The following is a 13,399-nucleotide window of genomic DNA, read 5'->3' on the forward strand; positions in this document are numbered from 1 at the left end:
TGCACTCGACACGGCTGTACACGACATGACTGAACACGACTGACAACGGCAGACCCCTCGTCAACTTCCCGGCCAGGAAAACACGTTGATCAGGGGTCCGCCGCAGATCCGATCCGAACGGATGGTGGCAACATGCCCGAAGTCACTCACCCGCGCAAGTTGACGATTCTGGCGATCTGCTGCCTGGCCCTGTTGATGGTCGGCATGGACACCAGCATCGTCAACGTGGCGCTCACCTCGATCCGCACCGATCTGCACGCCTCGGTGTCGGGCCTGCAGTGGACCGTCGACGCCTACACCATGGTGCTCGCGACGCTGTTACTCCTCGCCGGTTCCACCGGAGACCGGCTCGGCCGACGCCGGGTCTTCCTCGCCGGGCTCGTCGTCTTCACGTCGGGCTCCCTGCTGTGCAGCGTGGCGCCGGGACTCGGCTGGCTGATCGTCTTCCGCATGGTCCAGGCCGTCGGCGGTTCCATGCTCAACCCGGTGGCCATGGGGATCATCACCAACGTCTTCACCGAGACCAAGGAGCGCGCGTTCGCGATCGGCGTCTGGGGTGCCACCGTCGGTGTCAGCATCGGGCTCGGACCGGTCGTCGGGGGCCTGCTCATCGAGTCCGTCGGCTGGCGGGGGATCTTCTGGATCAACATCCCCATCGGACTGGCGGCGATCGTGCTGGTGACGTTGTTCGTCCCGGAGTCCAAGGCGGAGCGGGCACGCCGGCCGGATCCCCTCGGCCAGGTCCTCGTGATCCTGCTGCTCGCGTCCCTGACCTGGGCGATCATCGAGGCGCCCCGCCTGGGCTGGAGCTCCGTGCGCACCCTGCTCGTCCTCGCTGTCACCGTGGCGGCGCTCGTCGCGCTGCTCGGCTGGGAGAAACGGCGCGAGGAGCCACTGATCGAGCTGCGCTTCTTCCGCAGCGTGCCGTTCTCCAGCGCCACCGTGATGGCGGTGTGCGCCTTCGGCAACTACGCCGGGTTCCTGTTCCTCAACACCCTCTACCTCCAGCAGGTGCGCGACTACTCGGCGCTGGAGGCGGGCGTGGCCACCCTGCCGCTGGCGGTCGGCTCCCTGTTCTTCGCGCCGCTGTCCGGCCGCATCGTCGGCACCCGGGGGCCGCGAATCCCGTTGGTGGGTGCGGGAGTTCTGATGACCCTGGGCGCGGTGATGCTGCTGCACGCCGACCGCGGCACACCGCTGACGTACGTCCTCGCGAGCTACCTGCTGTTCTCGATCGGCTTCGGCCTGGTGAACACCCCCATCACCAACAGCGCCGTGGCAGGCATGCCCCGGAGCCGGGCGGGACTCGCCTCGGCCTTCGCGACGACCAGCCGGCAGATCGGGGCGACTCTCGGCGTGGCGGTCGTCGGGTCGGTGCTCAACTCGTCCCTGGGCGGACGCACCGTGCACGAGGGCTTCGCCTCGGCCGAGACCGCGTGCTGGTGGGTCGTCGCCGGCTGCGGAGCCGCCATCGTCGTCATCGGGCTGATGGCCACGAGCGGTTGGGCCAAACAGACGGCCGAACGCGTCCTGACCGAGGACCTCCCACCCATGGGCCACATACAGCCGGCGAAGCCCTGAACCGACGGACTGAACAGGACCGGGGCGGACTTGACCTTCGGACGATCGCCGCGGGGGGGGCGCCGGACGGCCACCGCCGGCGCGGCCCCGACGCCCAGACGGCTACCGCCGGGACGCCCCCGGCCACCGGACGGCCACCGCAAGAGACTCAACCACCCGACACCCACCACCAGCACAACCCGCGACGCCCAGACGGCTACCGCCAGAACGCCCCCGGCCCCCAGACGGCCACCCCCGAAGACTCAACCACCCGACACCCACCACCAGCACAACCCCAACACCCGCACAGCCACCGCCAGGACACCCGCGCCCGCCGGACGCCCAGGCCATCCGGCGGCCGCCGTCAGCGTGCTCCCGGGGCGGTGGACAGCGGACGACGAGACCTCCGAAGACCGCCTCCGCCGTACGTCGTACGCCCCTGGCCACCGCCGGAGGCCGCCCGCCACCGCCCGGAGCCCCCCCGCCACCGCCATACACCCCTGGCCCCGCAGAAAAACCCCCCGCCGCAGTCGTCGCGTCGCGGCCGACAGAGCGATCCTGTCGGCCGCGACGCGACGACTGCGGAGCAAGGGGGGGTGGGACGGGGCCGCCGTCAGGCGGGGTGGCGCCACTCGTGGAGGGCCGGGTCGTCCAGCGCCGGATCCTCCGTGAGCACGGCCTGGTGCAGCCGTTGGAGGGGGATCGAGGGGCCGAGGCCCAGCTCGGCGCGGAGGGTGCGGTCCAGGTCCCGGTAGACCTGCAGCGCCTGCATACGGCGGTTGGCGCCGTACAGGGCCCGCATGTACAGGCCGTGGAAGTGCTCGTGGGTGGGGTGCCGCGCGACATGGCCCGCGAGGTCGACGAGCGCCTGGTCGTGCCGTCCGCTGCGCAGTCCCTCTATGCACGACGCCTCGATCGCCGCGAGGTGCAGTTCGTCAAGCCGGGCGACCTCGACCTTCAGCTGGGGCCCGAGTTCCATGTCGGTGAGGGCCGGGCCGCGCCACAGCTCGACCGCCGCGGTCAGCGCCTTCGCCGCGAGCTCGTCGTCGCCGGCCGACGCGTAGGCCATGCCCTCGTGGTACAGCCTGGTGAACCGGTCGACGTCCAGCGCACCGGTGTCGAGATGCAGCAGGTACCCCCCGGGCCGCGTGCTCAGCAGCTCGTAGCGGCCCCGCTCGTCCCTGAGCTGATGGCCGCACATCAGCTTGCGCAGCTGCAGCACGTACGTCTGCACCGTGGTCTTCCAGCAGCGGGGCGGATCCTCGTCCCACAACTCGTTGGCCAGGTCGGAGACACTGACCATGCGACCGTTGTTGAGCGCGAGGACCGCGAGTAACTGGCGCGGCTTGCTCGCCGTCGGTGTGATGTCGCTGTCGGCCTCACACATCTCCAACGGGCCCAGCAGGTTGATACTCAGCATGAGAGGCTTCCTCGGTGATGGGGCACGTCGCGAGCAGGCGGCGTACGCGGTGTGGTCGAGGTGCGGGCTCTCGGGAGAAGCGCATCCCCCGCTCCGGCCTACAGCTTTCTTCTGTATGACCCTCAGTTGCTTCCAAGAAATAATATTCCTTGGAAGCAGTCTCCCGGGTCCGCATTGGGCAAAAATCGACGGGTACAAGCACGGGCGAAACGGGCAGCGCGTAAAGCGGTGGCAGCGGAATGACAGGGTCCCGTGGTCCGCACAGCACAAAACCGGCCTCGCTCCGCCCGACGTGCGGGCGGAGCGAGGCCGGTGGTGTACGTCCCTCAGGACTCCCGGCGCACCGTGCCGAGGTGCATCTCGCCGCTCGGGGGCCCACCGTCCGCGCCCGGCTTGCTGACGAAGTTGGTCATGGTGCCCTCGACCAGGTCCTGCACATTGCAGATGACCACGCCGTTCGGTTCCACCCAGCCCACGTGGTACTTCCCGTAGGAGACCCTGCGGAAGTAGACGTCGACCGTCCCGCACGGACCCTCGGGGACGCCGCTGTTCCCCGAGGTCAGGACGGTCAGGGTGACCTGCTTCCCGTCCGGCGAGTACTCCTGACGGGCCATCAGTCCCGTGTCCACGTTCACGACGAACGCGTGCCCCGCGAGCGCCGGCTCCACGTCGGCCCGGACCGTCGGCATGACTTCGCTCGTCATCGGTTACCTCCTGTGTGTCGTGGATGTGCTCTGTTGTGTCGTCGATGTGCTCTGTCCTGACCCGTGCGGGTCAGCCGTGGCCGAAGGAGCCCCCCGCCGCGTTGTGCCGCCGGATGGCCGACTCGATCGCGGCGCTGGACGCCCCGAGGAACGTGGGCCGGTTCTCGGACACCCAGTCCCGGCTGTCGCGCAGGCTGTCCAGCGAGCCCTGGAAGTGCGGAGTGACGTACTTGGCGAACAGCTCGTACGAGCGCAGCGTCCGCTCCCGGTCGGCCCAGTCGTTCCCCATCAGCAGGTACGTGCCGAACCCACCCGACTGTTTGTCGAGCCGTTCGATCTGCGCGATCGCGTCGTCCGGGGTGCCGATCACCGCGAATCCCGACGTGTTCATCGCCTCCACCAGGTCGTCGTGGCTCGCCGAGGCCGGGCTCAACGGCAGTGTGGCCACCTTGCTGAAGTACTCCACCCAGTCGGCGAGTCCGAAGGCCACGTCGGCGATCGCCTGTTCCCGGGTCTCCGCGAGGTGCATGGGGCCGGCGATCCGCCAGCTGTCGCGGTCCGCGGTGTGACCGTGCGCCGCGGCCTGTTCCGCCACGACGTCCCAGTGCTGGCCGAGCACGTTGAAGCCCGCCGCCGAGGTGGCGGCGATCGACATCAGCGAGCAGCCGTGCCGCCCCGCCGCCAGGGGCCCGGCGGGCGAGAACGAGCCGGCCACCGCGATGTCGAAGCGCGGCTTGGTGTACGGACTCAACTGCAGCCGTGCGTCCCGCAGTTCGAACCAGTCGGTGGTCCGGTTCACCGGGCCGTCGCCGCGCAACAGGGCGACCACGGCCTCCAGTCCCTCGGCCATCATCTCCCGCTGGCGCGCCACCTCGACACCCATCATGAACGCGTCGGAGGCCAGCGCCCCGGGGCCCACCCCGAGCATCGTCCGGCCCCGTGTGAGGTGGTCGAGCAGCACCATGCGGTCGGCCGTGAGCAGGGGGTGGTGGTACGGCAGCGACGTCACGCCGGTGCCGAAGCGCAGCCGGCGGGTCCGCTCGGCCGCGGTCGCGATGAACAGGTCGGGTGCGCCCACCAGTTCCCACCCGCCGGAGTGGTGCTCTCCGATCCACGCCTCGTCGAAGCCGAGCCGGTCCAGGTGCACCATCAGGTCGAGGTCGCGCTCCAGGGCCAGCGTGGGGTTCTGCCCGTACTTGTGGAAGGGAGCCAGGAAGACGCCGAACCGCTGGGGTCCGGCTGAGGACGTGATCTCCATCGTCACTCTCGTTTCGTCGGATCGGACACGTGGGGCGACCGCTGCCGAAGCCCGTGGAACGCCCGTTGGCAGTGGACGAGGGGCCGGCCGGAGCGCGTCTCGGTACGGGCCACCCGGCCGACGAGGATGAGGTGGTCCCCGGCGGGGACCCGGTCCACCGCCCGGCACTCCAGCCGGGCCAGCGCCCCGGTCAGCAGCGGTGCCTCGCCGAGGCCCGGCACCGTCCGCTCGTCCGCGAACTTGCCGGTGCCCTTCCGGGCGAAGCGCAGGGCCAGTTCCTCCTGGTCCTCACCCAGCACATGGACGGCGAACCAGCCGGTCTCCCGGAACGTCTCCAGGCAGTTCGCGCCGCGGTCGAGACAGACCAGGACCAGGGGCGGATCCAGGGACACCGAGCAGAACGAGCTGGCGGTGAAGCCCTGCGGCCGCCGGTCGCCGTCGACGGCGGTGACCACCGTGACACCGCTCGCCCACTGGAGCATCGCGGCCCGGAAGTCCTCCGCCGGCACCACGTCCCGTACGGCCGTCAGCTCCCGTACGCCCGTCACGACACACCACCGGGCTGCTCCTGCCGCACGATGCGCGGCCAGTCGACCGGATGGTTCAGTCCGCCGGTGGCCGGCAGGCAGATGCCGTTGACCCACCCGGCCGCGGGCTGGGCGAGCAGGGATACCACCCCCGCGATGTCGTCGGCCGCGGCCAGCCGGCCCGCGGGGATGGCGCGCCGCATCCGGTCCCGGACGGCCTCGGGCACGCCGACGCTGGTGTCGGTGCGCACGAACCCGGGACGTACGGCGTTGACGGTCACCCCGCTGTGGCCCTCCTCGGCCGCGAGGTAGCGCACCATCGCCTCCAGCGCCGCCTTGCCGATGCCGTAGGCGGACATGCCCGGGGCCGAGGGGCCGATCGCATGGCCGCTGCTGACGACGACGTACCGGCCGAAGCCGCGGCTGTGCATCTTCGGGGTCAGCCGCCGGACCAGCCGGTGCAGCACGGCGAGGTCCGCGTCGACCTTCCCCAGCAGCTGCTCCGTCTCCAACTGCGCCAGGGCGGCCCGTGGATGCGCGGTCGTCGCGTTGCTGACCACGACGTCGACGCCGTCGACGGCCGCCTCGAGCGCGTCGAGCATCCGGTCGGCGCCGGCCGCCCCGTCGAGGTCGGCGCTCAGCACGTGCGCCGTGCCGGCGCGCTCCCGGCAAGCGGCCGCGACGCGCTCGGCCGCCTCCCGGCCGGTGCGGTAGGTCAGTACGACATGCGCACCGAGTCCCGCCAGCGCCTCGGCACTCGCGGCGCCGATTCCCCGGCTGCCGCCGGTGACCAGTGCGGTACGGCCGGACAGCGGGCGCGTCATGACGCGCTCCCCGCCCCGGCCCTCGCCGGGGTGAAGTGCAGCGGGGTGAGCTGGGTGACGTCGTAGCGGACACGCAGGCGCTGTACGGCCTCGGAGTCGACGGACGCGCCGGAGGTGAAGATGTCGGCCAGCTCCTCGAAGTACCGCTCGTGGTCGGGCGGCGGGGCGCACTGGAAGAGCATGCGGGCCGGGGTGCCGGTCCGGTTCGCGAAGGCGTGCGGCGTGTGTTCGGGGACGAACATGGCGCTGCCCGCGCCGGCGCGGACGACGCGCCGCCCGTCCGGGGCCTCCCAGCCGTGCCAGCCGTCCGACGAGCGTTCCTTCGGCTCGAAGGACAGCAGGTCGAGCTCGCCTTCGAGCAGATAGAAGAACTCCTGGGAGTGCGAATGGAAGTGGGCACCGCTGTCGAAGCCGGGCGGCACCACCACCTCGAACACGGAGGCGAAACCGCCGTCGGCGCCGGTGACCTTGAAGGTCATCTCCTGGGCCCTGGTCACGATCCGGCGCCCCTGGCCCGGTGGCACGATCAGACCGTCCACGAGGTCTCCTCCCCGAGGCCCAGGCCGGCGGGGACGGGGACCGCCACCCGGGCGTCGGTCCAGGTGCCCAGGGCCATCTCGGCCGTGATCCCGGGCCCGAAGCCCGCGATGACGCCGGTGTCCCCGTGCTGGGCACCCCGGTCCTCGAACAGCCTCACCAGGGCGTCCAGCACCACGGCGCTGGCGATGTTCCCGTACTCGGTGAGGGTGGCCCGGCTGTAGCGGAAGGCCTCGGGCTCGACGCACAGGAACTTGCTCAGGTCGTCGAGGATGCGGGGGCCGCCCGCGTGCACGATGTAGAAGTCGAGGTTCCCCGCGTCCCAGCCGTGGCGACCGGCGAGTTCGCCGAGCACCGGCGCGAGCGGTTCCATGGTGCCGGGGACCCGGCGGTCGAGCTGGAAGTGGAAACCGGTGGAACGGACCGCGTAGGAGATCCACTCCTCGGTGTTCGGTATCAGGTAGGAGCCGTTGCGTTCCAGGGAGATACCGGTGCCGCCGCTGCCGCGGACCACCGCGGCGCCCACCGCGTCGCCGAACAGGCCGTCGGAGAGCAGGTTGCCGACGCCGGTGTCGGCGGGCTGGTAGCACAGCGAGCACAGTTCGCAGGAGACGATCAGGACGTTCTTGTCGGGATAGGCGGAGCAGAAGTCGTGCGCCCGGTTGATCGCGGCGCCGCCGGCCGCACAGCCCAGCTGGGCGATGGGGATCTGCCGGGTGTCGGAGCGGAAGCCGAGCTCGTTGATCAGCCAGGCGGTCAGCGACGGCATCGTGAAGCCGGTGCAGGAGACGTACACGATGGCGTCGATGTCCTGGACCGTCAGATCGGCGTGGGCCAGGGCCTGCATGATCACGGCAGGGGTGCGCTTCTTGGACTCCTCCGTGTAGATGCGGTTGCGCTGCTCGAACCCGGGGTGCGCCAGCGTCGCCTCGATCGGCTGGACGATGTGGCGCTTGAGCACCCCGGTGTTGCGGATCAGCCGCAGGGCGAGGTTGAGCTGCGGATTGCCGGCGTGGACACGCGCGGCGAACTCCAGCGTCTCCTCCATGGTGATGACGTACTCGGGCACCGCTATGGCGGGCTTGCAGAGCGTGGGCACTAGGGAACTCCGATCATGGTGAGGGGTGGTACGACACCGGGCGTGCGGGCCCTACTCGGCGGCACAGAGACACAGAGGCACAGAGGCACAGAGACACGGCGGCGCTCAGAACACGCAGTTGTCGACCGGCAGCGTCCGCCCGGTCACGTACGCCGCGTCCGGTCCGGCCAGAAACGCATACGCTCCGGCGACCTCCTCGGCGGTCGCGATCCGCCCCAGCGCATGACTCACCGTCAGCCACCGTGAGGTCGGCAGCTCCAGGTCCGGGGGCTGGTAGTGGGCGCCGTTCTCGGCCGCCATGTCGGTGGCTGTCGCTCCGGGCGCCACCGCGTTGATCGTGACCCCGCGCCGGCCCAGTTCGACGGAGAGGCAGCGCACCATGGCCTCCACCGCCGCCTTGCTCGCGGCGTACAGCGTGTGCTCGTGGACGGTGCGGCGGGCGGCGACGGACGAGGTGAGGATGATGCGTCCGCCGTCGGTCAGATGAGGCGCCGCACACCGGGCGGCCAGGAGCTGCCCCCGGGTGTTGACGGCGAAGACCCGGTCGACCGCCTCCGGGGTCAGCGCGGGCAGGGCGCCGAAGTGCTCGATGCCCGCGCACGACGCCAGGACGTGCAGGGCGCCGAAGGTGTTCACGGTCCGGTCGAGCAACGCCTCGACGTCCGCCGGCTCGGCCACGTCCGCCCGGACCGCGAGGCACTCCGTGCCCTGGGCCTTGAGCCGGGTCACCAACTCCTGTGCGGAATCGGCGGCGTTGCGGTATCCGACGACGACCGAGGCCCCCTCGGCCGCGAACCGCGTGGCGACCGCCGCTCCTATGCCACGGCTGCCGCCGGTGACGACGGCCACTTTTCCCTCGAGAGGGCGTGGAATTCCTGCCATTTTCAGCCTCCTCAAGGAATGGACGGAGTTTCCCGTATCGCCGTGAGCATGATGAGCGTGCCGGAAATCCGCTCGTCCCGAATGGTGAGCCCGGCGTCGGCGAGCATGTTCCGGAGTTCGTCGAGCGGGAACGAACGGACCGTCAGGCACTGTTCGTGCTGACTCTGGAAAAAGCGGTTCACCGGATCCGTGGACGTGACGAAGGTCAGCAGCGTGAAGACTCCGCCGGGCCGCAGACAGCGCCCGGCCTCCTTGACCGCCCGGGCCGGATCGGACATCGACTGCAGGGCGTTCCAGCAGCTGACCGCGGAGAGCACACCGTCCCGGAGCGGGATGTTCTCCGCGGACCCACGCAGGGTGGCGACGTCCGGGAGCACCGAGCGGAGCCGTTCGACCATGGGCGTGGCCAGGTCCATCGCGATCACCCGGTCCGGGCCGAGAGCCCGCACCAGCGTCTCGGTCCACCGGCCCGCCCCGGCCGCGAGGTCGAGCACCGGGCCCGGGGCGGGCCGCAGATGCTCCGTCAGATAGCGGTCCTCGTCCTCGACGCCGACCCCGCCGCTCCAGTTCGCTCCGGTCACCCGCAGGAAGGCCGGCCGCAGCAGCGTCTCGTACGTGTTGAGGTACATCGGGGAGTTGCCCGCGATCTGGTCCATGCCCGCGCTCCGCACACCGGACAGGTCCAGATAGCCGGGCGTGGAGTCGAACTCGGCGGCGCAGGAACGGCACACGACCTGTGGGGCCCGCGACCGGAGGGAGCCCGCGCAGACCGGACAGCGCAGCAGGCCGACATCCGTCGCGAGCGGCGGCAGGTCCCGGCGCCGCGGTCGCGCCGCCCCGGCGGGAACGGCCACCGTCCCCGGGGTGTCGTCGTCGAGGGGGCCGGAGAGGGCGGCGTAGGCCCGTGCTCCGCAGTAGGCGAGCAGCGTGCGCGTGTCCTTGGCCCACAGGAACGCGACGCGCTCGGGGTCGAGTCCGCGCGCCCACCGACGGTCGGCGGCGAGTTCCTCCGGCGAGAGGGTCCAGCCGGCGGGGGTGGGCCAGGCCCGGCCGAGCACGGGGTCGGCGGGGTCGAGTTCCGCGAGGCAGCGCTCGAGCTGGGCCCACTCGTGCTCCGGGAGGCTGCCCTGCGGTACCCGGCGCAGGATGCGGTCGCGGTCCTCGGGGAACTGGGCCAGGAGGTAGAGCAGGGTCACCCGGCCCGCTTCCGTGCGCCGGTCGGTGTCGAAGGCGTCCAGGTAGGCGTCCAGCCCGCTCCGGATCCGCTCCCGGAGCACGGTGTCGCCCGCGACCTGGGCACCGTGTGCCAGAAAGCCGAGCAGAAAGAGGAGATGTACGCGCCGTTCGGGAGCCACCGAGTCAAGTCGGTCGCAGGTCTGGTCGACGAATTCCAGGGATTCCTCTGTCGCCGTCCCGTCCTGGAATACCTGGAGGGGAGGGAGGGTGATCTCGTACTGAGCGTGCATTTGCAGTTCCTTCCCTCGGGAAGTCACGCCGGTCTGTCGAAAGCCCGGTCACCGAAAAGCTAGGTCCGGGCGGTCAATTGGGGGTCAAGCCGAACTCAGGCATCGATCGCTGGGCAGGTCGGTCGGCGTTCTGACCGGTCGGCCCGGACCGGACGGAGCACGGCCTGAACGCGGCATGAGAGGAACTTGACCGCTTCTTCGTCGGGCCGCCGCACACTCCTTTCCGACGGCCCCGGTGCCCGACGGGCCGTGCCCACCGGTGCCGGACGTGCACCTGACGAACGGAGGGTCATGATGCGGACGGCGACGGTCCCACCACCGCATGTCCCGCGCGGCACGTCGCTGCCCCGCGGCGAGGTCTGCGGCACGGTGACGGACCTGTACGCGGAGCTCTTCGGCTCCTTCCGGCGCGGCGACCAGCGCCGCAAGGCCGAGCAGTACGTCTGGGGGCTGATGTCCGCCGGAGGACGCAAGTCGATGCGGCACATCGCGGCAGCGGTCGGCAGCACCGCGGCGGAACAGCGACTGCACCACTTCATCTCCAAGTCGACCTGGGACTGGCGGCCGGTCCGGCAGGCGCTCGCCCGGCACCTCGAGCGGACGAACCCGCCACAGGCCTGGGTGGTCCGGTCGCTGGCCATCCCCAAGACGGGCCGGCACACGGTGGGCGTGGACCGTCACTTCATCCGTGAGCTCGGGCGGATGATGAACGTCCAGCAGACGTACGGCGTGTGGCTGGCCTCGGAGCACTCGAGCGCCCCCGTCAACTGGCACCTCGTACTGCCCGCCGTATGGACCGAGGACGGGGACCGGCGGCGCGAGGGGGAGATCCCGGACGGGGCCGCCGCCGAGACCCCGGAGCAGGCCGCGATCACCGCCGCGGCCCGGCTGCTGGACTGGCGGCTCACCCCGCGCCCGGTGGTGGTGGACGCCCGCGGTGTCGCGATCCGGCGCATCGCGCCCGGACTCGCCGCGGCCGGGCTGCCGGTCCTGGCCCGGATCCCACCCGCCGTCCGGCTCACGGCCACCGGCCGGACGGCGGGTGTCCTCGGCCGGGAACCGCGCGCGGCCCAGCAGATCCTGCAGGCGGCCGGAAACCTGCGCAGACCGGTGGAGTGGACGGACCCGGCCACGGGAGTACCGCGCGTTTCACTGGCGGCACAGGTCCCGGTGGCGAACGCCTGGCTGCCCGGCCCGCAGCTCACCCTGCTGGGCGTGTGGGACGACTTCGGTCGGGCCCTGCCCCAGGTCTGGCTCGGCAGCATGTCCGCTCCCCCGGACGTGCTGCTGCGCCTGACGAAGCTGGCCGGCCGCGTGCGGCACGACGCCGACACCGCCGGCGACCTGGTCGGGCTGCGCGACTTCGCCGGCCGTACCTATCACGGCTGGCACCGCCACATGACCCTGGCCTCCGTCGCGTACCGCGCCCGCCTGCTGGACGACCTCGGCTGACGCCACAGCCGCCTTCACAGCCCCGTACCTGCCCTTCTGCGGGAGGAAAGCCATGACCGACACGACAGACCCCGCCACCCCGCCCCCGTTCCCGATGGAGCGCACCGCCCGCTGCCCCTTCGACCCTCCGCCACTCCTGCGGACCCTGCAGGCCGGGCAGCCGGTCAGCCGCGTGCGGCTGTGGGACGGCAGCACCCCCTGGCTCATCACCCGTCACGCCGACCAGCGGGCCCTGCTGGCCGACCCCCGGATCAGCGCGGACGTCACACGCGAGGACTTCCCGCACCACAGCAGCAGCGCACGGGAGCGCAGCCGTCAGGGCCTGACCTTCCTGTCGGTGGACGACCCCGAGCACAGCCGGCTGCGCCGGATGGTCACCGCTCCCTTCACCAACCGGCGGATGGAGGCGCTGCGGCCCTCCATCCAGCGCATCGTCGACGAGCTGATCGACGGCATGGAGCGGGGGCCGCGCCCGGCCGATCTGGTCGAGGCCCTCGCGCTGCCCGTCCCGTCGCTCGTCATCTGCGAACTGCTCGGCGTGCCCTACGCCGACCACGACTTCTTCCAGAAGCGCAGCAGGCTCCTCGTCGACCGGCAGGCTCCCCGCGATGCGGCCCTGCAGGCCCAGGCCGAACTGCGCGACTACCTCGACGGGCTGATCGGGGCCAAGCTGGCCGACCCGGCCGACGACCTGCTCTCCCGGCTGGCCGTGGACCGGCTGGAGAACGGCGAGCTGGACCGGCTCGACCTCGCCGACCTCGGCGTGTTCCTGCTCATCGCGGGCCACGAGACCACGGCCGACATGATCTCCCTCGGCACCCTCGCACTGCTCGAACACGCCGACCAGCTGGCCGAGTTGCGCGACGCCGAGGATCCCGCCGTGGTCGCCGGTGCCGTCGAGGAGCTGCTCAGGTATCTCACCGTCACTCACGGCGGGCGGCGCCGGATGGCGACCGGGGACCTGGCGGCCGGGGACGTGACCATCCGGGCGGGAGAGGGCCTCATCCTCGCCACCGACATCGGCAACCGGGACCCGGCGGCCTTCGAGGACCCGGACCGCCTGGACATCCGTCGCGAGACCCGGCGGCACCTCGCCTTCGGCTTCGGCCCGCACCAGTGCCTCGGACAGGCGCTGGCCCGCATCGAACTCCAGGTCGTCTACGGCACCCTGGCCCGCCGGCTGCCCGGTCTGCGGCTCGCCACGGAACTCGACGAACTCCGCTTCAAGCACACGGGCCAGGTGTACGGCGTGCACGAGCTGCCCGTCACCTGGTGACCCGAACCCGACGAGCCGAAGGAGCCGAGATGTTCGTGAACGTCGACCTGGCGCGCTGCATCTCTTCCGGGCAGTGCGCCCTCGCCCTCCCCGAGGTCTTCGACCAGCACGCCGACGACGGCACCGTCGTCCTCCTCGACGGCGCACCACCCGCCGCGCTGGACGACGAGCTCCGCGCGGCCGCCGACGTCTGTCCGGCACGGGCCATCCGGCTCGCCGAACCCCGGGGAGAGACCGAGCGATGACAGCACCACCGGTGTCCCCCGCCGCCGCGTCCGACGCACGCGGGCGAATGGCCGAGTTGCACGAGATTCGTGCCCGGGCGCTGGCCGGCCCGAGTGAGAGGGCGACCGAGGCGCAGCATGCCAAGGGCAAGCTGACCGCGCGGGAGCGT

The 13,399-nt window shown here is 71.4% G+C and carries 13 protein-coding genes; 4 read left to right on the forward strand and 9 right to left on the reverse strand.

The genetic code is table 11. The features are described 5' to 3' along the window. The first annotated feature begins 132 nt into the window (after window positions 1-132). Entirely contained in the window at window positions 133-1,581 is a 1,449-nt protein-coding gene (locus IG08_RS0147980; RefSeq protein WP_030619404.1) for an MFS transporter, read from the forward strand. 592 nt (window positions 1,582-2,173) lie between these two features. On the opposite strand, the gene IG08_RS0147985 is transcribed toward IG08_RS0147980, so the two are convergent. The 9 genes from IG08_RS0147985 to IG08_RS62660 all read right to left on the reverse strand — a co-directional run bounded on the left by IG08_RS0147985 (window position 2,174) and on the right by IG08_RS62660 (window position 10,277). Further along, a complete protein-coding gene (locus IG08_RS0147985; RefSeq protein WP_052425225.1) occupies window positions 2,174-2,980 on the reverse strand; it encodes an AfsR/SARP family transcriptional regulator in 807 nt (268 codons plus the stop codon). 326 nt (window positions 2,981-3,306) lie between these two features. After that, complete coding sequence (locus IG08_RS0147990) at window positions 3,307-3,684, reverse strand: MoaF-related domain-containing protein (RefSeq protein ID WP_030619410.1); 378 nt, start codon at window positions 3,682-3,684, stop codon at window positions 3,307-3,309. A 70-nt stretch (window positions 3,685-3,754) separates the two neighbouring features. Then, a complete protein-coding gene (locus IG08_RS0147995; protein WP_043457100.1) occupies window positions 3,755-4,942 on the reverse strand; it encodes an LLM class flavin-dependent oxidoreductase in 1,188 nt (395 codons plus the stop codon). 2 nt (window positions 4,943-4,944) lie between these two features. Beyond that, the gene (locus IG08_RS0148000; protein ID WP_063757849.1) at window positions 4,945-5,490 is read right to left on the reverse strand and encodes a flavin reductase family protein; all 546 of its coding nucleotides are present in this window, start codon (window positions 5,488-5,490) and stop codon (window positions 4,945-4,947) included. Then, the gene (locus IG08_RS0148005; RefSeq protein WP_052425226.1) at window positions 5,487-6,293 is read right to left on the reverse strand and encodes an SDR family oxidoreductase; all 807 of its coding nucleotides are present in this window, start codon (window positions 6,291-6,293) and stop codon (window positions 5,487-5,489) included. The genes IG08_RS0148000 and IG08_RS0148005 overlap by 4 nt, the downstream gene beginning before the upstream one ends. Next, window positions 6,290-6,832, reverse strand: coding sequence for a cupin domain-containing protein (locus tag IG08_RS0148010; RefSeq protein WP_030619418.1), 543 nt, complete (start codon window positions 6,830-6,832; stop codon window positions 6,290-6,292). The genes IG08_RS0148005 and IG08_RS0148010 overlap by 4 nt, the downstream gene beginning before the upstream one ends. Further along, complete coding sequence (locus tag IG08_RS0148015) at window positions 6,820-7,929, reverse strand: type III polyketide synthase (RefSeq protein WP_030619420.1); 1,110 nt, start codon at window positions 7,927-7,929, stop codon at window positions 6,820-6,822. Before IG08_RS0148015 ends, IG08_RS0148010 begins: the two co-directional genes overlap by 13 nt. 105 nt (window positions 7,930-8,034) lie before the next feature. Further along, a complete protein-coding gene (locus IG08_RS0148020; RefSeq protein WP_030619423.1) occupies window positions 8,035-8,811 on the reverse strand; it encodes an SDR family NAD(P)-dependent oxidoreductase in 777 nt (258 codons plus the stop codon). An 11-nt stretch (window positions 8,812-8,822) separates the two neighbouring features. Next, window positions 8,823-10,277, reverse strand: a complete 1,455-nt coding sequence (locus IG08_RS62660) for a class I SAM-dependent methyltransferase (protein WP_052425227.1) — start codon at window positions 10,275-10,277, stop codon at window positions 8,823-8,825. 291 nt (window positions 10,278-10,568) lie between these two features. On the opposite strand from IG08_RS62660, the gene IG08_RS0148030 reads away from it, so the two are divergent. The 3 genes from IG08_RS0148030 to IG08_RS0148040 are packed head-to-tail and all read left to right on the forward strand — an operon-like array spanning window position 10,569 to window position 13,250. Next, window positions 10,569-11,729 carry an IS701 family transposase gene (locus IG08_RS0148030; RefSeq protein WP_234343173.1) on the forward strand — a complete coding sequence of 387 codons (1,161 nt, stop codon included), beginning with the start codon at window positions 10,569-10,571 and terminating at the stop codon, window positions 11,727-11,729. 52 nt (window positions 11,730-11,781) lie between these two features. Continuing rightward, window positions 11,782-13,005, forward strand: coding sequence for a cytochrome P450 (locus IG08_RS0148035; RefSeq protein WP_030619442.1), 1,224 nt, complete (start codon window positions 11,782-11,784; stop codon window positions 13,003-13,005). Window positions 13,006-13,034: 29 nt separating this feature from the next. Continuing rightward, window positions 13,035-13,250, forward strand: coding sequence for a ferredoxin (locus IG08_RS0148040; RefSeq protein WP_030619444.1), 216 nt, complete (start codon window positions 13,035-13,037; stop codon window positions 13,248-13,250). Window positions 13,251-13,399: the final 149 nt, after the last annotated feature.

It is taken from the genome of Streptomyces fulvoviolaceus, from assembly GCF_000718165.1.
GTDB lineage: Bacteria > Actinomycetota > Actinomycetes > Streptomycetales > Streptomycetaceae > Streptomyces > Streptomyces fulvoviolaceus.